Origin of the sequence: Treponema sp. OMZ 906 (genome assembly GCF_024181185.1) — a bacterium.
Taxonomy (GTDB): Bacteria; Spirochaetota; Spirochaetia; order Treponematales; family Treponemataceae; genus Treponema.
In genome coordinates, this window is record NZ_CP051196.1 from 366,553 (window position 1) to 388,816 (window position 22,264).

Here is a 22,264-nt window from a genome sequence, read left to right on the forward strand (position 1 = left end):
AGCTTTTTAGTAGGAAGGCTAATTAATCAGTACTACCTCTTTATCCTTAATGCAGCTTCCCAGTCTTTACAAAAGACAGCGAGTGAGTATCTCCTACCGCCGTTTTGCAAGCGCTGTGCTGATCCTCGTACCGATAAATTGAATAAGTTCTACCATCACTAAAATAACGATGACCGCCGCCAGCATGATATCGCTGCGGAACCGCTGATAGCCGTATCGGATTGCCAAATCACCGAGACCGCCGCCGCCGATTGCGCCCGCCATTGCCGAATATCCGATAAGGTTAATAATAGTGAGCGTAATGCCTGCAACGAGGGGCGGCAGCGCTTCCGGTATCATCACTTTAAAGATAATCTCCATAGTAGATGACCCCATCGCGAGAGCCGCTTGGATAACACCGCGGTCGATTTCCAGCAAGGCGCTTTCGATAACCCGTGCAACAAAAGGGGCGGCAGCGATGGAAAGCGGCACGACCGTTGCGGCGGTTCCGATGCTGGTACCGATGATGAGCCGTGAAAACGGAAAGAGTAAAATCATCAATATAATAAACGGGAATGAGCGTAACACGTTTACCACCCGGTCGATAAGTTGATGCACCACCGGTCTCGGCATCAGGTTCCCCTCCGCAGTGATGCACAGCAGCACGCCGAGCGGCGCTCCGAGTATAAAAGAAAAGAGCGTAGAAAAGAATACCATTATAAGCGTTTGCCCCGTCGCCGTTCCTACCAGCTGCACTAACGCTGACCATGAACTCATTTATGTGTCTCCTCTACTTTGATACCGTTTTGGTTGAGATAAGCAAACGCTTTTTGCATATCTTCGGAGGAACCGTTAATATCGACAAAGAGGGTTCCGACCACCGTTTCCCCGACCTTCTGCATACCGCCTGCACAGATATTAAACTCAATACCGTAATCGCGGGAAATTTTACTCAAGACCGGCTCACTCGTAAGCTCGCCGGAGAACCGGAGCGTATAGGCGCCGCCGCTTTTAGACCATCGGATAAGCTGCGTGTCTTCGGGATTGAGCGGGTTGATATGCATTAAGAAGTCTTTGGTTACTTCCGACTTCGGCGCAGAAAAGATTTCACGCACGGAACCCGTTTCCGCCACGGCGCCGTTATCGATAACGGCCACTTGCTGACAGCAATCGCGCACTACTTCCATCTGATGCGTTATCATCACAACACTTAAATTCATATCCTTTTGCAGCCGCTTGAGCAGTTCCAAAATTGAGCGTGTTGTCTGCGGGTCAAGTGCGCTCGTCGCTTCATCACAAAAGAGGATATCGGGAGAAACCGCCAAGGCACGGGCAATAGCAACCCGCTGTTTTTGCCCGCCGGATAGGGTACTTACCCGCGCATCACCGCGTCCTTCAAGCCCGACAACATTCAGCATTTCTTCCACTTTCGCTGCGATAACACGCTTCGGCATTCCCGCAATTTCAAGCGGATAGGCGATATTGCCCGCAGCCGTGCGCGATGCAAATAAATTGAAATTCTGGAAAATCATCCCGATTTTTTTATGCTGATTTCGTAAGAGCTTACCCGTCAAGGTGTCTACGCGGGAGTCTCCGTAGTAAATCTCGCCCGAGTCAACCGGTTCCAAAAGGCTTATCAGCCGTACGAGCGTCGATTTCCCCGCGCCGCTTTTTCCGATAATTCCGAAAATCGTATGAGAAGGAATTTCAAGGCTGATATTATCCACCGCTTGAAGTTCTCCGTACCGCTTGTTTACGTTTACCAACCGTATCATCCGTACATACAAACAAAATATAAAACCTCTGTCAAGTTATTGCCGATAGGTGTATCATAATAGTATGTTATATGTTTAAGAAACAGTGATACACAAACGAGAGCTTCTAAAACTTACATCTCTTATAGCGCTCTCATATTGGAGGTAAACTCATGTATTTAAAACAGAAATTTCAAACACTACTGTCATTCGCGACAGTATTAAGCATGGTTGTGATGATCTTTGTATCCTCATGCTCTGCAAGTCCTGCTTCGGCAACAACGGTTTATGCCGATACAAAGCATTCGGATGCAATTACAAAAGAGACGATTACGTTGTTGGAAGGACTGCAAAGCGCAAACCGGCAGGTATCCGCAGCGATTTTACCGTCTGTGGTAACGCTTTCGGTTACCGAAATTAAGAAAGTCAGAAACCCGCTTTCGGGTGACGGTTTCCCGTGGTTCTTCTTCGGAATGCCTAATCAGGAGAACGGCGAAAAATCCGATGGAAAAGATAGCGGCGAACAGGAATATAAATCAGAAGGTATGGGATCGGGCGTTATCGTTCGTAAGAGCGGTAACACCTATTATGTGCTGACTAATCAGCATGTTACCGGTACGGCTGAAAAGATTATCGTCAAGTTGTATAACGGACATACTGCGGAAGGAAAATTGGTCGGTGGTGACCAGCGGCGGGATATCGCATTGGTTTCGTTTGAATCCACCGAAAAAGATATTGTCATTGCCGAATTGGGTAATTCCGACGCAGTAGAAGTCGGCGATATCGTATTTGCTGTCGGTTCTCCGCTCGGGTATGTTTCGACGGTTACCCGCGGTATGGTCAGTGCGGTAGGACGGTCGGGCGGCCCGAATAATAACATCAACGACTTTATCCAAACCGATGCGGCAATCAATCAGGGGAATTCCGGCGGCCCGCTCGTGAATATCTACGGGCAAGTTATCGGCATTAATACTTGGATTGCATCGTCGAGCGGCGGATCCCAAGGGCTTGGCTTTTCCATTCCGATCAACAACGTTAAAGGCGCAATCGACTCGCTCATTTCCGACGGTAAATTGAAATACGGATGGGTCGGTGTCCAACTGACGAGCGCCGACGAAACGGTTATGAAAGCCCTAGGGCTCGGTGAAAAAACCGGAGCATTGGCTATCGATATATTTTTAGGTTCTCCTGCGTTTAAAGGCGGCATCCGCCCGGGCGATTTTGTCGTTAAGCTGAACGGCAAAGAAGTAAAGAGTGTCGATCAACTTGTCCGCGATGTCGGTGATCTTCGCAGTGGAACGACAGCAGAATTTGTAGTTATCCGTGACGGCAAAGAACAAACATTTTCCGTAAAAATTGAAGATCGAGATCAAAACATCGTTACCGATTCGTCAAAACTCTGGCCGGGATTTATCGGTTACGAGCTCAGTGATGAAATACGTGATAAATTAAAGCTCGATAAAAAGCAAACGGGAGTACTGGTAACCAACATTACCAATAAAACACCCGCCGTTATTATCGGGCTTAAATCCGGCGACGTTATTACTGCGGTAAACGATGTATCGGTAGCGAATATGCGCGAATTCTATCGTGAATTATCAAAGCTCAAAAAAGAAGTATGGTTCGATGTATTACGTGAAGGGCAAACACTATCGACCTTACGTTATAAGTTTTAATAGAAGCTAAAAAAGGAAAACGCCGATTAACCCATCAGGATTAATCGGCGTTTTTTATACGTATTGCCTGCCCATGTTTGTAAAGGATGGCTCCAACCGATTATTTCACTCGCATAACGAAAACGCCTTTCCAATCTGCGGGCGGCGGAGAACTCCGATAATGTTCGATTCTTTCTAAGAAAACTTTTGCCGGTTTATCGTTATATTTTTCTACGCATTCCAAAAAATATTTTTCGGCAGTTTTCCATTTCCGCTGCCGATAATAGTCAAGCCCCGTTTCAAAAAGCTTTTTTAAATCATAAATTTTATCGCCGGTATTTTTTTTAGCTTCTTGCAACACTTCAAAAATACGTACAACCTCCGTTTTCCCTTTAACCGTTATATAATCAAGCTCACGGCAAATAAATGCATTTCCCAGATTGTTGTAGACAGCCTCAGAAATAATAGTCTTTGATCCATACTGTTTATTTGCGCCTTCAAGCCGTGCCGCCAAATTAACCGTATCACCGATAGAAGTGAAATCTTTTCTCGTTTCGGAACCGACAGGGCCGAATATAACGTAGCCCGTATTTATACCGATGCCGAGAGAAATTGTTTCTCTCCCTACCTTTAGAGCTGCCAGCTGTTCGCGATAGAGTGCTTCCCGTATTTCCATCGCTGCCTTACAAGCGTTGATCTCTTTTTTAGGACCTGCAAAAAAAGCCATCATTTCGTCTCCGACATACTTATCGACATCGCCGCCGTTATCAAAAATAATTTTAGTTTCGATGTTTAGGTAGCGATTTAACATCAATATGACCTCTCTCGCCGGCAATTTTTCGCAAAGCTTTGTAAAGCCTCTGATATCGGTAAAAAGGAAACAAAGATTTCGCGAGATACTTTTGGAACCGACATCTTTTTCCGCATTTCTAAGAGTATGGAACGAAATATATGGAAGCATACCACGCACAAGCGTAATAATATTTTTTATTTCTTTTGAAAGCGTTTTTATTTCGTCACGCGTTTTAAGATTATCATCAAACACAAGTTTGTGTGCATCGATCTTTGCATTTCCTGAAAATATTTCGTTTAATATATTAGTCGTCTTTCTAATATTTACACAAAGCTGAATAATAGGCTCGGCAATAAAATCGGCAAGAAAAAGTGTAATAATTATCGCCGCATACAAGAAAATAGCTGCAAGTGCAAAGATAAATACTTTTGCTTGGAAGTATGGCCGGTCAAGTATCTCTTTCATATATGTTACGACGGAAAACCCGACGAGTCTTTGGCCGTCTTTGCGTGAAAAGGTTATGGGGTGTACATAAAGGCACATCCGCTTGTCCGCTTTATAAATAGGCTGGCTCCGGGTATTTATATTTTGAAAATGTTTTATGTAAAGAGCAGCTTCTTCCGCAGTAATGCGTTTTTCTTCTGCGGGTATATTGCGCACCGCCCCTTGTTCTGTTGTATAGGAGAATACATTGAAATCGGGAAGCACTGTAGTATTATCAATCTTATCAAGAAATACCGGTTCTTTACTGTCCGTTGTAATAATATCTACGCGCCGGTGCGGAAACGGGGAAGATGCATTCGTTTTTTTTATTCCTTCGAGAAAGGCGCTTATTTTTGCATGAAGCCCGTCGGAAAATCCGTAGATTGCCGCCACTTGTTCGGCTTGGTTCTTACCGGTTGTATTCACATTTTGCGTTAACAGCAATTTATAGTTCTTTAAATCCGTATAAATAAAGACTGAAATAATAATAATAATTGCGATAAGAATTACGCCGGCTATTTTACTCTTTAGATGTGTCTTCTTTTGGGGAGACTTTATACGACCGATCAACTCTTGAACTTGTCGCTTTATATTGAATTTTTTTTTGTTTTCCGGCTGTTTATCCGACTCCTCTGTTTTTTCACTTTCTAAAATAAGTTGTTTGTATGCGGAATACGTTTCATTTCTCGCTTTTATTAATGCAATGCCATAGCTGATTAAAAAAATATGGAACGTAAGTGCCAAAAAAAAGGCCATATACACCAAAATACTTAGCGACTGGAACCAGCGTATGGTGTTTGCAAATACCGTCATCCCTGAGATGGCAGCCGCAAGATAGCACGTTACAGCAACAAATGCAGAGATAATAACGATATTCTGTGTTATTCTCTTATTAAAGATTGATATAAATATTATGAGGAATGCTACGGGCAGTAAAAAAAATGAAAAACAACTTACATAAAAAAATAGAAAATTTTGTTGCACTAAGCCGGAGAATAAAACTGTAAAAGGGTAGAGAAGCTGCGGCGTTCGCGTATGATTAACAAGATCCATTTTGTCCATACCAAAAGGTAAGAATATCAGCGCAACAAAAATAACAAGAGAGACAATTTGCATCTTGTAGGGGAACTCTACGGTCTGTTTATGTACTGTTTCTAACTTTTCGTCTTCGATTACACGCATCTCAATGTCCTATATTTTTAGAATAGCTTATAACACAAAAGGATATCTTTCAACAGCCTGTCGATATGTTAATTATCGCTTATAGTGTATATTCTCGACATCTTTTGTCAAGGGAACGCCCCGCGTGCCAGGGTAAATACACTAGGCGATTTTTTAACAGCTCCGCAAAATAATTAGGAATCACGGCAGCTGCAGCAAATAATCGGCGTATTCGACGTTTTCCTGATTCGCCGCAACACTTCAAGTCCATTCAACTGAGGGAGCATGAATGCAACGTGGAAGCTCCAGTACACCCGCAATGACGATAATACGCTCACACTGCGCGGCAGCGACTTACCCAAAGAGCTGGCAAACCTTACCTTGTCTCGGCAAGGGCGCTAACGCCAACGAAGCGCAGGGCAAGCGCATCAGATGCTTGTTTAATATTCCCGCAGAAAAAGCGGAGCTGTTCAACCGGAATTGAACCTCTACGCTTGCCCTGCCGCCGTAAAAAAATTACACAAAATTTTATTCAAAATTTTGTGTATAAGAGAGACGCTGCTTAAATACCCGTGCCCGTCTTCCGCATATCCTGAATAACCATTTGAGGTACCGTATTGCCGTTAAAGGTATTCCGGCTTAGTGTGAATACGGCATCGATACTGTCGCCGATTTTAAATTCGACGTTCAATTTATCCGCTGCCTGCCAATACACCGCTGTCCATTTATATGTTCCGCAGTCGAACGTAAGGCGTAAATGCTGCGGCTGGGTTTTACCCATAATTGAGGCGGCAGTTAGTTTGACTCCTTTAGCGGCAAATTGCAGCGCCGGAAAGCCTTCGCCGTAGGGCTCAAAGGTGTCAAGTACGGTTAAAAGATCAGGCGTTAAATAATCATGCGGGAGTTCCGCATCGATGGAAAGCGGAGGGTTTTCGGAATTTTCGTCAAATTCGATAGCAGCGGTGAATTCTTGAACTTTCTTTAAAAACGGCGCAAGTTTTTCTTGCATTAAGCTGAATCCTGCGGCAAATGCATGTCCGCCGTAGTCAAGGAAAAAATCGGGATATGCTTCCGGCAAAGAGAGCACCCGATAGCCGCGGGCGGAACGAAGCGAACCGACTGCGGTTCCGTCTTCCATAAGACAGATAACCATACTCGGCACGTTAAACTTATCTGCAAGCCGGTTTGAAAGGATACCGGTAATGCCGCGATGGATTTTATCGCTTACAACAACGGTGAGCTTTTCGCGGTATTTTGCAAGACTTTCTCGCGCAATCGGTTCGGCAATTGCCCAGCCGGTCTTTCCGAGTTCTTTCCGCTCCTCGTTCATTGCAACAACCGCATCTGCAAGTTCATTGCGTACCGCTGCGTTTTGCTCAAGGAAAAGTCTGATTGCCGTTTCCGGTTTACCCATCCGTCCGGTTGCGTTGATAACAGGCGTAATATTCCACGCAATATCGTTGGTGCCGATGTGCTTACCGATAAGCCCCTGTTTTATCATCAACTCGGAAAGACCGGCACGCGGCGCGGCATTGATGGCTGCTAAGCCTTGCTTTACCAATATCCGGTTTTCTCCGGTCAGCTGCATCAAGTCTGCAAGCAGCGAAAGTGCGACGAGTTGTAATTCACGCTTTTCTTTTTCACCGTACATGTTATGCGCTTGTTGGATGAGCGTAATAAAGATATTGAAAAAGCCGTCGAGTTCGGACATCGGCGTGTCGTTGTACTTGCCAATCCGCGATAAATTCTTTAACCGCAAAAGGCTCATCTCGGCAAGCTGAGGCGCAATCTTTGCGCATTCGAGTCTAAAATCACTCACATAAAACTCAACCGACTTACCGAACACTTTTTCCAGCTGCTTGAGTTGTAAGTCTTTATCCCAGACAAAAATCTGCTGCCCCTGCAAAAATCTGCCGAGCCGAGTATCTGAAAACGGAACCATACCGGGGATAATCGTTTCCGTGATTCGAGCTGTTTCAACCAAATTGACGGTATGGATAGCTTCCACTGCAAAGGCATCGTTAACGGGGCGCACATTCAATAGGCAAATCTGCTGTTTATAAATGTCGAGAAGTCCGAAGCGCAGGGCGGTAACAACCTTCCACGCCGTAGCGCATCCGGAAAGATGTTCGTTGGGATAGCCCGATCCCGGCACCTTACAGTTAATGATGACTGCGGCATCGGGAAGCGTATCCTGCGGGGTGTGATGATCGATGACGATAACATCGATTCCTTTTTCCGCAGCGTAAGCGACTTCTTGAATATTGGAAATACCGCAGTCTACGGTAATGATGAGGGTGCCGCCGTCGGCTTCATGTGCATCAACCGCTTTGCAGGAAAGTCCGTACGGTTCGTCGCCGGTGGGAATACGCCATGTCGTCGGAATGCCTAAATCGGTGAGCGCTTCGTAGAGCACGGTAACGGCGGTGATCCCGTCCACATCGCGGTCTCCAAAAATAAGTACCCGCTCACCTTCTTCCTTTGCATCGAGGATCCGGTCAACGGCATCCTCCATATTTACAAAAAGAAAGGGATTGTACACATAGCGCAGATCGTTTTCAAGGTGAAAAAATGCCTCGCGCCCTTCGGCAATACCGCGCCGCAGCAAAATCGATGCAACGAGCGGAGTGCAGCCGTATTGCTGCGCCATGGAGCGGACAACACTCGGGTCTATATCTTTTTTTTCCCAATTCACTGTATGGTACCGGAAGCGCGGCTATAAATCGGCCGCAGAGATTTCTTTGAACACTAACGGACGCATTTGCGGCTTCTCCGCTGCATACCGTATCGCTGTTTTGATCATATCGGAAGCAGCCGGAAGGCACTCCGCATCCTTACCGTACACGTCCATGATGAGGTCGCCTTTTTTTACGGCATCGCCTGCGTGCTTATGCAGAATCATACCGGCATCGGGACACACCGCATCGGTAGTTTTATTGCGGCCGACCCCAAGATTAACTCCGGCAATACCGATTTTGAACGCATCGATATCCGCGATAAAGCCGTCCTGTTCCGCTTTAATGTGGCAGGTGTGCGGGCTGCGGCGCTTTCCGCATTCGGCCACAAACTGCTCTGCATTGCCGCCTTGCAGCGTAATGTTTTCTAAAAACAGCTCAAGCGCTTTGCCGCTGCGAAGCGCCTCTTGCGCTTTTTGAATTCCTTCTTCTTTTGATGCAGCCTTATGACCAAGCACGAGCATCCAGCCTGCAAGCTGTAATGTTAAGTTGGTTACATCCTCAGGCCCTGTGCCTTTCAGAACATTGTAGGTTTCTTCCATTTCCAAGAAGTTACCGACTGCATTTCCTAAAGGCTCATACATATTGGTTATCATCGCGATAACTTTTTTCCCCATCGCGGTGCCGGTACCGACAAGGCTCTTTGCGAGCGCTTCAGCTTCGGGCAGCGTTTTCATAAAGGCGCCGCTTCCGCATTTTACATCGAACACCAGCGCTTCGGCACCTTCTGCAACTTTCTTGGAGAGAATACTCGCCGTAATGAGCGGCACCGATTCAACGGTTGCCGTAACATCGCGCAGGGCATAAATCAGCCGGTCGGCAGGGACAATCTCTTTTGTCTGCCCTGTCATTGCAAAGCCGATTTTTTTGATATAATTACGGAATTGGTCAACGGAAAGGCCGGTCTTATATCCGGTAATCGATTCAAGTTTATCGAGCGTACCACCGGTGTGACCAAGCGCACGACCGCTCATCATCGGAACTTTCACCCCGCAAGCAGCTACAATAGGAGCAAGCGGTAAAGAAAGCTTATCTCCGACACCGCCGGTGGAGTGTTTGTCGACAAAGGGACCTTCAATCCCCGACAAGTCCATGACTGCCCCGGAATGCAGCATTACATCGGTAAGAACGGCGGTTTCATCAAATGTCATACCGTTAAAGTAAACCGCCATCAGCCATGCGGCCATTTGATAGTCGGGAATCTCTCCGGCCACATATCCGTTCACTAAAAAGGCAATTTCTTCCCGAGAGAGCGTTCCTGCGCCGGTTTCTCTAAACCCGCGCTTTTTCATAATGATATCAACTGCACGCATGTTTTTCTTCCTCTTTTAATTGAAGGCCTTGCGCCACGCGGCGGGATTACCCGGGCCAACCCATTTATTGAGGGCAAAACCGTTCCGTAAACTTAACGTGATAAATTTCTTTGCGCGGAGGGCTGCTTCATACGGTTCAAGCCCGAAACCCAAGCCCGCAGTAATTGCAGCGGCAACGGTACAACCGCACCCGTGAGTCCATTCGGTTTTAATCAGCTCAGCTTCGAGATAGCGGAAATCCTTGCCATCGTAGAAAACATCGATGGATGTCTCTGCATCTTTCAATTTTGAGCCTCCCTTAATGAATACATGCGGAGCGCCCATATCGTAAATCCGTTTTGCGGCATCTTTAATTTCTTCTAATGTCGAAGGCGTATCGATATGAGCAATCTGACCTGCTTCAAACACATTCGGCGTAATAATCTTTGCAAGCGGCAACAGTTTTTTAATCAACAGCTCATTGATTTCCGGATTAAGCGGCAAATTCCCGCCTTTACAGATCATTACCGGATCAAGAACATAGTTTTCTACCTTATATTTACCGAGATACTCGGCAGCAAGTTCGATTGCGTATGGAGTTGCCAACATTCCCGTTTTTGCCGCATCAACGCCGATACCGTTAAAAATGGTTTCGAGCTGTGACCGCAGTGAATCTTCACCGATCGGGAACACCTCATGGCTCCAATCCTTATGGGGGTTCATGGTAGCAACCAAAGTAATCGCTGCCATACCGTATCCGCCATACTCCTGAAATGTTTTTAAATCCGCTTCAAGCCCTGCTCCTCCGGATGCATCGGAACCGGCAATTGTCGCTAATTTTACCATTTTATACTCCTCAATTATGAAAATATCTACGAGTGAGAACTATATCACATTTGCTCGTTAAGTCAAGATCGGTGCGAGATTGTTGCGGGATAGCCCTCTGGTATCTTTTTAGGCTTTCCGATATAATTACCGATACATTCCATAAGACAAGGTATCTCTAAAAACTCGGTTAGATTTTTAGAGGTTCCCTACTATTTGTTTTCTTACTACGCCTTACCGTTAAGGAGGATCTTGGATGAAAAAATCATTATTATCGTTTATATTATTTTGCTTACTCATAATCGCTGCAGGATGTAAAACAGCTCCGGAAGATAAAACTCCCAAACTTACGCCCGTAGAAACTGCAAAAGCGTCTGCCTCGGATGTACAGGTAGTACAGACTGAAAACAAATCAGAGACAATGCAAAACTCGGCTACTGCGGCCATGCCTTCCGATTCAGAAAAGGTCGAACCTAAAAAAGTCGAGCCTCAAAAAGCTGAAGCAAAAACGTCTACGTCGACGCGAGCACCCGCTCAGAAGGTAACACCTCGAAAAACGACTGCTCAATCGGGAAGCGTTGCTAAAAACATGCCTCAAGCGAAAAACGCTCAGACAAAGCCCGCTAAACAGGGGTCGGCACAGCAGAAAACTGCGAAGTCAAATGCATCCGGCGCATCGGCTAAAAAAACCGACACGCCTAAGCAATCGGCAACGACTACGCCCTCAAAAGCGACGACAAAAGAGTCTGTTCAGAAGGAAACGCCTCAAAAAGCAGCGGCTGCAAAAACTGACGCCTCTAAGCAATCGGTAAAGACTGCACCCCAAAAGGCACCGGCGAAAGAATCTACTCAGAAGGAAACACCACAAAAGGCTGCTGCTCAATCGGGAAGCGCTTCTAAAAACAAAACCGCTTCTCAAGCAAAAAATGCTCAGACAAAGCCCGCTAAACAAGATCCGAAACAACAAGAAACGGCAAAGTCTAAAGCAACCGCAAAAAATAATAAGCAGTCTGCATCTCCGGAAGCGGTTAAGAAAGAGGCACCTAAACCGGCATCTACGAAGTCAGTTAAGAAAGATGCTCCTAAAACGATAGCCTCGACCAAGCAAGGGGCTGGTGATAAGGCTGTTTCTACAAAACAGCCTCAAAACAAAAAGGCTGAAGCTAAAACAAAAGAACCAGCTGCTCAAACGGCAGCAGCTCAAATTACCGACATTTCATGGATGATTGAGCAGGCTGATGCGTCCTTTGTTTCAAAACAGCATAAAGGTAAGGGAAAAATCTTTGTTACTATGCTTGCAAAATACAAAGGTGATCTAACAGCTCAAGACTTTAAAGAAGCTTTCTTTGCTTCACCCGCTGATGTGTGGGGGCTTGATGAGCAAAGTGCAAAGGGGCTGATGGAGATTAATAAAAAAGAGAAACTCTTGATGCTGAAACATCTGTCTTCGGGTGAAGGTGAGGGAGCGGCCGCTCTTGGAAAGTGGTTCGCATCGGTTACACTTGAGGGGCAGAAGCCGTTTGAAAAAGAATTGAATGTAACCGGAATCGGCGGCAAAACCGTTATGGAAGATAAGTCTACTAAAGGAGCCGCAAAAGGAAAAGTTCTCTTCCTTATTGTCCCTGCTGCGAAAGCAGAAAACGAACAGCAAGCACTTACAATGCCGGTTATACAATCCGTTTCCCGCGATTCCGATACAATAGAGATTATCTTTTCGGTTAACGATCCGCGGGTTAAAAATGCTTATTTCTATTTTGACGTGCCGGGAGAAGAATACTATCGCGATTCAGGTTCGATGATCGATGCAACGGGAAAGCCGGTAAACGGATGCCGCTCGTTCTCTACCGATGGAAAAAAATGCCAGTATGTACTCCGCAAAGATGCAACCAATAAAGACTGGTTTGGCAAGGCGACTCAATGCTTCCTCGTTGTTTCCGATGTAAACCGCGTTGCCTCCCCCTGGGAAGAACGCCACCGCACTATCAGCGCCGCATCGCGCATCGCAAAATAGCAATTATGGCGGGGTAATTAGATATTCTTTTGAATACCCCGCCATCCCATGGCGGAATTGATACGGAATATATGGATTATATAGCATTGCTCAGAGGTATCAATGTTGGAAGTTCTGTAAAAATTAACATGAAAGAATTGAAAACATTATTTGAGCAATGCGGTTTTTCAAACATTTCAACATATATCAATTCCGGAAATGTCATTTTTCAATCACATGACGCGAAAAATAGTATCACAGAGAATATTGAACAAGCATTGCATATAACGACCGGGAATGAAGTAAAAGTATTGGTAAAAACAAAAAGTGAGATGGTAAAAATAGCAAAGAGCATCCCTAGTGAGTGGCAAAATAATGATGCTCAAAAGACTGATGTAGCCTATTTATTTGACTCAATAGATAATGAAAACATAATAAATGAATTACCAATAAGAAAAGAATATATACAATTAATATATGTTAAGGGTGCGTTAATCTGGAGTGTTCGGCGAGAAGATTATAATAAAAGCCATTTAAATAAAATAATATCGCATAAAGTATATAAAGATATGACAATACGAAATGTTAATACGACTCGATATCTTGCAACGTGCTAATAAAAAAAATTATCTAGTATTTACTTCAACCTAACATTGCTTCGCAAGGCAGGCGATACGGTGAGGATTAATTTTTTCGCAGCAACGGCATATCGTCAAATAAACTCTCCGTTAGCCTTTTGAAAGAGACTGTTAAGCAGTTGTACATCCGTGTACCTCTCTACCGATGTACGTCCATGTACATCGGTAGAGGACAAGTTTTGTTCCAAAACTTGTTTCTGACTTATTCCCCGCCCATCCTTGGGCGTTCTGACGACGAGATTTGTGCATAACACAAATCTCGCTCCTGTATAAAACCACTGCCATCCTTGGCAGTTCTGAAGATGCTAGGAGCGTACAAAAAACATCCGCAGGCACGGTAAAGAATGTACATTCTTTACCTACGTGTTTGCAGAGCAAACACGCTACTGACTGGAAACACCGCCGTCCATGGCGGTTTTGATACGTTGAGGATTAATTTTTTCGCAGTAACGGCATATCGTCAAATAAACCCTTCCGTAAGCCTTTTGAAATAGACGGTGCAGATGCTAGGAGCGTACAAAAAACACCCGCAGGCGTACTTGTTGTACGTCGAGGACTGTTTTTTGTTAAGCGACAACGCAGATGCGTCGTATATTTCAAAAGGTGTTACTAGGGTAAGTACGCCGTATTGATATTCCTCAACGCATCGAAGAGCTTACGCTTTAACTCATAGTTGCCGTCTGTCAGCTTATCCAAGCGGGAACGAGCGGTTTTTCTGCCTGAATTATCCTGATAGCTGCATGTACAGGTAGAAGAAATATACCCCTGCATTTCTGCATGACGGATAATCATCGGAATGTCGGCAAGGCAGAGCGGGCGGATAAAGGTCAATGGGAATTTATCAAACTTCAGTACCGGAGGCATTGCTGCAAGCTCTCCTTTCGTCAGTGCATTCATTAGTGCCGTTTCCAGAATATCGTCTAAGTGGTGGCCGAGCGCAATTTTATTAAAACCGTGCTCCTGCGCGTATTTGCTCAGCTCCAACCGGCGCTGACTGGAACACCACCAGCAGTTCATCTTTTTGCCTGTTTTAAGCCGCTCAAGCACCGAAATGGTTTTGATACTTAACTCAATTCCCCAGCTTTTAAACCGCTCTGCCAATTCAGGCGCGAACGCTGACCCGATATCCGTGGCGATATGAAGTGCGGCGGCTTCAAAAACCGGATGCCGGCGATGGAGCCGTGCTGCAAAATATTCTGCAAGAGCGGTCGAATCTTTCCCGCCGGAAGCGGCAATCAAAATACGATCGTCTTCTTCTATCATATTATATTCGGAAACGGCTTTATCAATTGTTCTAAATAGTTTAGGGTTTGCCATAGAGAATAGCAGGAAATGCGATAGCCTATTACCGCTGCCGGTACAAAATATGACTTGGCATTATTGATGCCCGCTTGCACCGGCGTCTATATAGCTATAGAGTGTGTATTTGGAAATGCCGAAGTAGGTTGAAATTTTATCGCCGGATTTTGTAATTAAAAAAGCACCGGATCCATTTAAAAACTTAATCGCTGCGATCTTGTCTTCTTTATTCATCAATGCAACCGGTTTACCCACAATACGGACAGACTGTTCGATAAGTTCGTCCAATAGATCGTTGACATTCTGCGGAATATTTTCAGGTTCATTTTTAGCACTGATAGGCGAAATCAGCTGCTGCAACACGTTCTCTGCCATCTGCATCGGTGTAATATCAAGATTAATCGAAAACACTGCCTCGATTGCATTATTTTCGCCTCTGATAAACATACTGCTCGATTTAAGAATGCGCCCATCCTTCGTTTTTGTCAGATAACTGAGCTTATCTTCCAGCGTTTTATGATCACTATGCAACGCCTCAAGCACTACATGAGACGGCCCGTCGCCAATTTTCCGCATCGTAACAGTACCGTTTTCTATAATGACAATTGAACTATTGGTATAGTCGGCGGTGAGATCATGCACAAGTACTTCACAATTATTACCAAAGTGGATAGCGATACCGTGTGCGATTTGCTGCAGCATCGCAAGAGTGTGTTTGGACATCATATCGTGTAATTCCTTTTATCTCTCATTATTTTTTTAACTGAACATCATTTTGCAACTTATGTATTGCCTGATTGAGTCGTTGCACCGCGGCATTTTGAGGGTCTGCTTCGATAGCTTTGTGTAAATACTCGATAGCGGTTTCCGACTCAGTATTTTCCGTCATTAAGTAGGAATAAGCCGCTAAGTACCACGCTAACTGTAATTCGGCAGGTGAAAGGTCGCCGGTTTCTGCGGCGGCTTTATATTCATCGCTCGCTTTAAGGTAATTCCCCTGCTGTGCAAAGCTCTTTGCCCGTATGTCGGCACTCATCAACACGTATTTTCCTTTTAAGCCGGATCGATTATCGGGATCGAGCGCCGGTACTTGCATACGCAGAGAATCATAGCGGTGTGCTTCTGCATTGCCGACCGTGTTTAAAAAGGTGTCAATTGCTCGCGCTTTTTCCTGTCCTTTTGTAGTATTGATATGCTTTCGTGCCTCAATCACCTTCGTCCGCTGCGCAGTCAATGCTTTAATTTTTTCTATTAGCTGAGCTTCGGTTTTTATATCCGCTTCTATAACAGCAGAGGCATACATATCCTGTTCGGCTGTTTGCAGTATGATAAAAGGGATATCAGGTACTGCATATTCGGAAAACAACAGATAGTTCTTTTGAGCTGCTTCCCGTTCATTTTCCGAAGGGTTATGCAGCAAGTCGATAAAGCGGACGGCATAGAGCTGCGCCAATTCCGTTTTGCATGATTCGGTAAGAATGTTTTTTGAAAAATCTTTTGCTTCTTTTGACCAATCGGAACCGGTAAAGATAAGCAGTATATCTCTTTCATCTCTATTAGGGTTTTGGTTATTTCTCGTGGTGTTCTTTCCTGCTGAGGCGGTAGAAATACAGCTACTCACCATAACAACAAGGCAGAAGCCGATACATAGTAATCCATATCGATATAATTTTTGCATAGAACGATTATAGCATTAAATTAACAAATCGCAAAGAGATTTTTTTAGACGGTATCAGAGGTAGAGACACCGTTTTACTCCATGATAGTGATTTCGACACGCCGATTTAGTGCGCGTTCCGCTTCGGTTGTATTTGATGCGATCGGCTTTGAGCCACCTGCTCCGCTATAGATGAATACACCGGACGGGATGCCGCGTTTGGTCAGTTCATCAACAACCGTTTTTGCTCGCCGGAGGGACAGCCCGTGTTGGGTGCTTTTGTCACCGACATCAGCAGTATGGCCTTCAACAAAAAGGTTTTTAAAGGTTAGCGTTTTTAATACGGCGGCTATTTCATCGAGTTTTTTATCTTCTCCATGTAACAACTCCGCCTTATCCGCAACGAAATGTAAATTTTTCAAATTTAATAATATGCCGCGCGGTGTTTCCTGCACATTAAAAATACCGTCTCCCTTATCTTTTATGCGCTCCTTGTTTGAGCTCTCCGGTTTCACCGGATTCTTGGAGTGATCAAGTAATGCCGTTGTCGGTACGGAACCACCGTTGTAAACGGTATGCTGCCCGTAATTGTAAAAGTGCAGTAAAAAGCCGCGCTGCCGAATCGATTCAGCACCCTTATAGAAAAATGTTTCATCGATTTTTTCCCGAATAAAGAGCGGGCGATTCCGATCATCCAGATAAATATCCGCCGTTCTGCTTCCTTCCGAACGAAGCATATCAGCATCCCCTAAATGATCTTCACCGTGGTACCGCAAGGCGAATACTGCCTTTACATAATGAGTATCGGTTCCATTGTACTTCTTTTTGCCGATGTATTGATATTCAGCCAACACCGGTATTCTCGTAGGATTTTTCCCTTGCTGCGGACACACTACGATAGTGCTTTCAGCTGTCCATTTTTTTCCGCTTTCCTGTTGTTCGAGTCGCTGCGTAGGACTTGTCGGGAAATTCCGCAGCAGCGGATAGCCGGTATCTTGTGTAAAGTGAAGGGCTGCTATCTTTGTGCCGTCCGTTCCCCGATGGGCCGACTGCGTAAAAGCAATCGGTCTGATTTCATCAAGTTTTTTTGCCGTGCCGACCATATTCTTGCGGGTTTCTTCCAGCACAAAGGCTTCTCCTTCATACCGATAGGCCGGCTCGTCATTATAAACGGTAGCTTTTTCATCAAGGTAGATATAGGCTTCTCGATAGGTAAGCCCTGCATAAGTATCGTTTTTATAAACCGAATAGTCGGCGCGCTCCGAAATGGTAATTCTTCCGTTCTCTGTAAACGCAATGACCGGAATCAATACACAGACAATAGATAGTATCGTTCGTTTCACTCATTTCTCCTCTAAAAAGCGCTAGCAGCACCGGCTTGTATCAGGTGTCTTTTATTATCATCGTCAAATACAAAGAAGATAATTACCGCCTCTGCCATGGTTGCAGGTTCCGGGATGTGTTACGGCAACCGTATTCATCAATATTTTCTTCGAGCAATACCGGCCGCTCTTTTTAGAAAACGAAATGAAGCCGTATTTACCTCACGTATAAATTTAACAAAAACCTTGACACCCTATTGGATAGGGGTATATAAAACCTCAGTAAAGAAGAAAGAAATCAGATGAAGCATTTAGTAACTGCTATAAAAAATGCAGAAAAGGAGGTAACCCATGGAAGAAGTTAATGTATTTGAAAGTATTATGAATGGACTTTCAGAAAGTCTTGAGTATGCAAAAGGAAAACCCAATAAGGCGCGGAAAATAACCATAACTATTGCAGACTTACCTTCATATCATTGTAAAGAAATAAAGCAGATTAGAGAGGAGTTAAATCTTACACAGAAAAATTTTGCTTGTGTGCTTGGCGTATCCCCAAAAACTGTAGAGGCTTGGGAAGCAGGTAGAAATGTACCGCAGGGTATGGCTCAAAGATTTTTACAGATGCTTCAATTGGGCGGAAAAAAAATGCTGCAGGATTTTAAGGTCATTGATTTTGCAAGATAGTTTGATTGCTTTAGAAGTAAACGGTATCAGCGATTGCCTCTGTTGATTTTACTGTCAAAATCGGTACAATCGGCATAGCTCCAACTTTGAGGTTTCTATGATTCTGTTTATCTCGTTTCTTATCATTTTGGCAATGCTGTCGACCAAAATCAGCGATAAATTCGGGTTGCCGCTCCTTATCGGTTTTATTCTTATCGGTGTTCTTGTTGGCGGTGATGTCTTAAATTTATTCTATTTTGATAATGCCCTTTTAACAAAAAAAATTGCTGATATCCTGCTGATCTTTATTATTTTTGACGGCGGATTTTGCATTACAAAGGAGACGTTTCAAAGAGTTGCCGGCCCGTCGATGACGCTTGCAACCCTCGGTGTTGCACTTACTTCCGTGACGCTTGGATTTTTAATTCACTTTATCCTTAAACTAGAGTTAACCTATTCGATGCTGATTTCTTCTATTATTTCTTCTACCGATGCCGCTGGTGTTTTTATGATTACCAAGTCCAATCCGATTAAGGATAAGCTTGCCGCAACGCTCAATGTTGAATCCGCTGCGAACGACCCGATGGCGATTTTGCTTACCCTCACCTTTGTGCATATTGCAACAGGGGCTTTTAAGTCCCCAGCCTTGGCGGTAGCAGAGCTTATTTGGCAATTTGTCGGCGGTATCATTATCGGCTACTTTGCTTTTCAAATTTCGATATGGCTGTTTAACCGGCTGCAGTCGGATAACAGAGGAAACTATAATGTGCTGATACTGGGATGTGTGTTGCTTGGATATGGCGGGGCGGAGCTCTGTCAAGCAAACGGGATTATCGCAGTGTTTTTTATGGGGTACTGGATCGGCAATACCGCTTTTCCTGCAAAGCGCAGCGTCGGAAATTTTCTCGAAAGCATTTCTACAATCTTTAATATCACACTTTTTATTATGCTGGGGCTTTTGTCATTTCCACACCATTTTGTTCATATCTGGAAAGAAGCGCTCATTATTGTCGGTATTATGATGTTTGTCGCCCGTCCACTTGCCGTGTTGGTTTCCACGTTTCCGTTTCAATATACACGGAAGGAAAAATTCTTTTTAATGTGGGGAGGGATTAAAGGTGCGGTTCCGATTGTTCTTGCAACCTATCCCCTTGCAAACGGGTTGGATAAGGACGGCTTTATTTTTAACTCTATCTTTTTTGCCGTTTTCCTTTCCTGTATTATTCAGGGAACCACGCTTGCTCCGCTTGCTCGGCTCTTGAAATTTACCAACCCTAAAAAACCGGAATCGCTGTATTCGGTCGAGCTGTATTCGCTTAAAGCAAGCGATATTGATATCTTCGATATTTATATTGAAGATCATTCCGGCAGCATCGGTCAAAAGATCAGCGAGCTTCATCTTGATAAGGATACGCTTATCAGTTCAATTGTACGCGATGGAAAAATCATTTTCCCGAAAGGCGATACCGTTATTCAAAAAAACGATATCCTCTATGTACTTGCTCATTCTGCAAAAATAAAGGAAATTACCGACAAGCTCAACGAACCGAGCGAATAAGCTGCGGATAGTCGACAATATGTCCGGTGCGATTATCCGATATGCCCGAATATTGCTCAACACCGATAAAATGGATATAGTAAATTCATCAATTTATACTTGCGACTTACGTAAGGAGGAACCGCCATGAGCGAAAACAAATTAAAGATTATCGGTTGGATAGGAACAGCACTATCGGTTACCATGTATATATCCTATATTCCGCAGATTATGAATAATTTGAACGGAAATAAAACCGTTTTTCTTCAGCCCTTAGCAGCAGCCGTCAATTGTACAATATGGGTTTTATACGCATTGCTGAAAGATAAACGAGATTATCCGCTTGCAGCGGCAAATGCACCGGGCGTTATTTTCGGTTTAATAGCAGCAATTACCGCTCTCTAGGCGCCCGCGGTTTTTTAACTAAACCTCTGAAAATTGTATAAGGCATCTCTAAAAATCTTATCAGTTTTTTAGAGATGCCTATTATTTTTTACTTCTTCAATTCGTAAATATTAATGGATTTTATGTTCGGGGTTCTGCCGTCTGCAGATCGAGGAATCATGATAGTACCCGCTCTAATCTCATCAAAAATCTTATCCCGTTCGGCAACATTCGGATTAAAGCCGATAATCTTCCAGTTGTAATTCACCTTAGGAGTAATAACGCCCTTATCGACTTTCTTTACATACGCACCAATCAGATCGCGTATGCGCCCTGCATCCTGCATGACTTCATACGAGTCGTAGTACACATCTTTGGGTGTCGCAAGTTTTAAGCTTTGCAGCGTTCCGAAACGGTAGTTGTTGACGGCAACCTTATACACCTTTTTAGGATCAAGGGTTTGCCCTTTTATCTTGACATTCTTGATTCTGTTTCCTGCTTCTTGTGAAATATCAATGTCGTAATCAATACCTTCAAACATATCGTAGTTATAGCCGCGTACATTGGGATTGAACGAAATCGTTACATCACCTTCTTTAGCGGTATTGTAATACGATGCAGACCATTCCATGTATTTCAGCAAGTTTTCACCGGTCATATTCAGACCTCGCAGGGTATTCGGATATTTATAGATAAAAGCAACGTCTTTTTTCTTAAAATCGCCTTTTTTCAGATTCATATCGGAGCGGAACGCAGCAGCCGAAGAAATATCAGCTTTGGTGTAGTACAGCTGCACATCATTGATTAAGTCGATAAGTGCAGTGTCTTCAAGCTGAATAGTAGGCATGGTCGTAACTTTATCTTGTCCGGTAATGTAGTCAACACGCGGGATAAAATCTTCTGTAACCTTTCCGACGATGAGGTTTGCGTCTGCAACGGATTGGTCATGCACAAAGTTAAACTCTTTTTCCATCGCTTTATCGGCGGCAATCTTAGCGGTTTCGCGGTTTTCTGCTTTTACGGAAACAACCTTCCATGCACCGTTGTCTTTTTTAACCTGTACTTCGCCTACCGCTAAAGCCCAGCCGTAACAGCCCGGTTCAATGATCCATGTTTTATCTCCGTTTTGCCCATCTACAATACTTGCATAACGGGCATGTTCATGTCCGCCGAAGATTAAATCGAACTCAGGGATTTGCTTTGCCATTTCGATAACGCCGCTATTGGTGCCGTATTCCCCAGTTCGGCTCAGGTGGAATGCGCCGATTAAAACATCATATTGCCCTTTTAAGGAATCAACGGTTGTGCGTGCAGCAACTAAGGGGTCTTCAAATTCCAGTCCTTTAAAGTGAGCGGGTGTGGCAGCTTCCCACATCGGGATATGAGGCGGTACCATACCGATAACGGCAACGCGGACACCTTCAATGTCAAACAGCTGATATGGCAATACGAAATGACTGCCGTCCTTTGTGTTTTTGATATTGGCGCTTAATACCGAGCCGTTAAAGTGGCGGATATTGCGGGCAAGGAATTCTTTTTCAAAGTTGAATTCATGGTTACCCAAAACCCAAATATCGTAGTTCATGTAGTTGAGCGCTTGAATCATCGGGTGGGTGTCAAGGTCGTTAAACAGGTCAGCGCTGTTGTCTTGCACCGTGTCGCCGACGTCGATTAAAACGGTGTTGGGATTTTGTGCACGTAGCTCCTGTGCAAGTACGTAAGTTTTTACGAAACCGGCTGCCGCGGTCTCTTCGCAAACTGCGTAGTCATAGGCATAGAGCCGTCCGTGTACGTCGCCCGTTACACCGAATGTCAAGGTAACGGCATCCGCCCCCGGCTGTCCCTTTTGGATAACCTTGTGGGTAAGTTTTACCTCATCAGATTGCTTTCCGCGTGCCTTGGCTGTGCGTGCGGGAGATTGCCCCGTAGTCAGCGCTGCAGAATTCGTTTCAACGCAGGCTGTCAGCGAAAAAACAAAGATCAATGCAGCAACAAAACCTAGCATTCTTTTTTTGATCATGTGCATACTCCTTCACATTTTTTTTGGGTCTCTTTCACCGGCTGTACTGAGCGGTGAGCAATTCCCTCTCTATAATA

17 protein-coding genes are annotated in these 22,264 nt (G+C 44.5%); 6 read left to right on the forward strand and 11 right to left on the reverse strand.

Annotation, left to right across the window (positions count from 1 at the left end; all coding sequences use genetic code 11):
* Positions 1-93: 93 nt before the first annotated feature.
* Complete coding sequence (locus E4N69_RS01480; RefSeq protein WP_253714921.1) at positions 94-756, reverse strand: methionine ABC transporter permease; 663 nt, start codon at positions 754-756, stop codon at positions 94-96.
* A complete protein-coding gene (locus E4N69_RS01485; RefSeq protein ID WP_253824266.1) occupies positions 753-1,754 on the reverse strand; it encodes a methionine ABC transporter ATP-binding protein in 1,002 nt (333 codons plus the stop codon). The genes E4N69_RS01480 and E4N69_RS01485 overlap by 4 nt, the downstream gene beginning before the upstream one ends.
* Before the next feature lie 152 nt (positions 1,755-1,906).
* Between E4N69_RS01485 and E4N69_RS01490 the strand changes: the two genes are divergently transcribed.
* Positions 1,907-3,409 carry a Do family serine endopeptidase gene (locus tag E4N69_RS01490; protein ID WP_253824267.1) on the forward strand — a complete coding sequence of 501 codons (1,503 nt, stop codon included), beginning with the start codon at positions 1,907-1,909 and terminating at the stop codon, positions 3,407-3,409.
* A 100-nt stretch (positions 3,410-3,509) separates the two neighbouring features.
* On the opposite strand, the gene E4N69_RS01495 is transcribed toward E4N69_RS01490, so the two are convergent.
* From E4N69_RS01495 to thiD, 4 genes are all read right to left on the reverse strand, one after another.
* Positions 3,510-5,846 carry an adenylate/guanylate cyclase domain-containing protein gene (locus E4N69_RS01495; RefSeq protein ID WP_371922356.1) on the reverse strand — a complete coding sequence of 779 codons (2,337 nt, stop codon included), beginning with the start codon at positions 5,844-5,846 and terminating at the stop codon, positions 3,510-3,512.
* A gap of 541 nt (positions 5,847-6,387) precedes the next feature.
* Positions 6,388-8,520: a single-stranded-DNA-specific exonuclease RecJ gene (gene recJ / locus E4N69_RS01505; protein ID WP_253824268.1), complete on the reverse strand. Its 2,133-nt coding sequence runs from the start codon at positions 8,518-8,520 to the stop codon at positions 6,388-6,390.
* A 21-nt stretch (positions 8,521-8,541) separates the two neighbouring features.
* Entirely contained in the window at positions 8,542-9,873 is a 1,332-nt protein-coding gene (locus tag E4N69_RS01510; RefSeq protein ID WP_253824269.1) for a thymidine phosphorylase, read from the reverse strand.
* 15 nt (positions 9,874-9,888) lie between these two features.
* Complete coding sequence (thiD, locus tag E4N69_RS01515) at positions 9,889-10,698, reverse strand: bifunctional hydroxymethylpyrimidine kinase/phosphomethylpyrimidine kinase (RefSeq protein ID WP_162662139.1); 810 nt, start codon at positions 10,696-10,698, stop codon at positions 9,889-9,891.
* 235 nt (positions 10,699-10,933) lie between these two features.
* On the opposite strand from thiD, the gene E4N69_RS01520 reads away from it, so the two are divergent.
* A complete protein-coding gene (locus tag E4N69_RS01520; RefSeq protein ID WP_253824270.1) occupies positions 10,934-12,688 on the forward strand; it encodes a hypothetical protein in 1,755 nt (584 codons plus the stop codon).
* A gap of 71 nt (positions 12,689-12,759) precedes the next feature.
* The gene (locus E4N69_RS01525; protein WP_253824271.1) at positions 12,760-13,284 is read left to right on the forward strand and encodes a DUF1697 domain-containing protein; all 525 of its coding nucleotides are present in this window, start codon (positions 12,760-12,762) and stop codon (positions 13,282-13,284) included.
* A 630-nt stretch (positions 13,285-13,914) separates the two neighbouring features.
* On the opposite strand, the gene E4N69_RS01530 is transcribed toward E4N69_RS01525, so the two are convergent.
* The 4 genes from E4N69_RS01530 to E4N69_RS01545 form a co-directional block, all read right to left on the reverse strand.
* A complete protein-coding gene (locus E4N69_RS01530; RefSeq protein WP_253824272.1) occupies positions 13,915-14,622 on the reverse strand; it encodes a tRNA 2-thiocytidine biosynthesis TtcA family protein in 708 nt (235 codons plus the stop codon).
* A gap of 60 nt (positions 14,623-14,682) precedes the next feature.
* The gene (locus E4N69_RS01535) at positions 14,683-15,330 is read right to left on the reverse strand and encodes a helix-turn-helix transcriptional regulator (RefSeq protein ID WP_162662143.1); all 648 of its coding nucleotides are present in this window, start codon (positions 15,328-15,330) and stop codon (positions 14,683-14,685) included.
* A gap of 25 nt (positions 15,331-15,355) precedes the next feature.
* Positions 15,356-16,282, reverse strand: a complete 927-nt coding sequence (locus E4N69_RS01540; protein WP_162662144.1) for a tetratricopeptide repeat protein — start codon at positions 16,280-16,282, stop codon at positions 15,356-15,358.
* Positions 16,283-16,356: 74 nt separating this feature from the next.
* Positions 16,357-17,604, reverse strand: coding sequence for an OmpA family protein (locus E4N69_RS01545; protein ID WP_253824273.1), 1,248 nt, complete (start codon positions 17,602-17,604; stop codon positions 16,357-16,359).
* Positions 17,605-17,934: 330 nt separating this feature from the next.
* Between E4N69_RS01545 and E4N69_RS01550 the strand changes: the two genes are divergently transcribed.
* The 3 genes from E4N69_RS01550 to E4N69_RS01560 all read left to right on the forward strand — a co-directional run bounded on the left by E4N69_RS01550 (position 17,935) and on the right by E4N69_RS01560 (position 20,188).
* Complete coding sequence (locus tag E4N69_RS01550) at positions 17,935-18,267, forward strand: helix-turn-helix domain-containing protein (RefSeq protein WP_162662148.1); 333 nt, start codon at positions 17,935-17,937, stop codon at positions 18,265-18,267.
* 97 nt (positions 18,268-18,364) lie between these two features.
* A complete protein-coding gene (locus tag E4N69_RS01555; RefSeq protein WP_253824274.1) occupies positions 18,365-19,804 on the forward strand; it encodes a potassium/proton antiporter in 1,440 nt (479 codons plus the stop codon).
* A gap of 126 nt (positions 19,805-19,930) precedes the next feature.
* Positions 19,931-20,188, forward strand: a complete 258-nt coding sequence (locus E4N69_RS01560; RefSeq protein ID WP_253824275.1) for a SemiSWEET family transporter — start codon at positions 19,931-19,933, stop codon at positions 20,186-20,188.
* Positions 20,189-20,276: 88 nt separating this feature from the next.
* On the opposite strand, the gene E4N69_RS01565 is transcribed toward E4N69_RS01560, so the two are convergent.
* Positions 20,277-22,187 carry a bifunctional metallophosphatase/5'-nucleotidase gene (locus E4N69_RS01565; protein WP_253824276.1) on the reverse strand — a complete coding sequence of 637 codons (1,911 nt, stop codon included), beginning with the start codon at positions 22,185-22,187 and terminating at the stop codon, positions 20,277-20,279.
* Positions 22,188-22,264 lie beyond the last annotated feature (77 nt).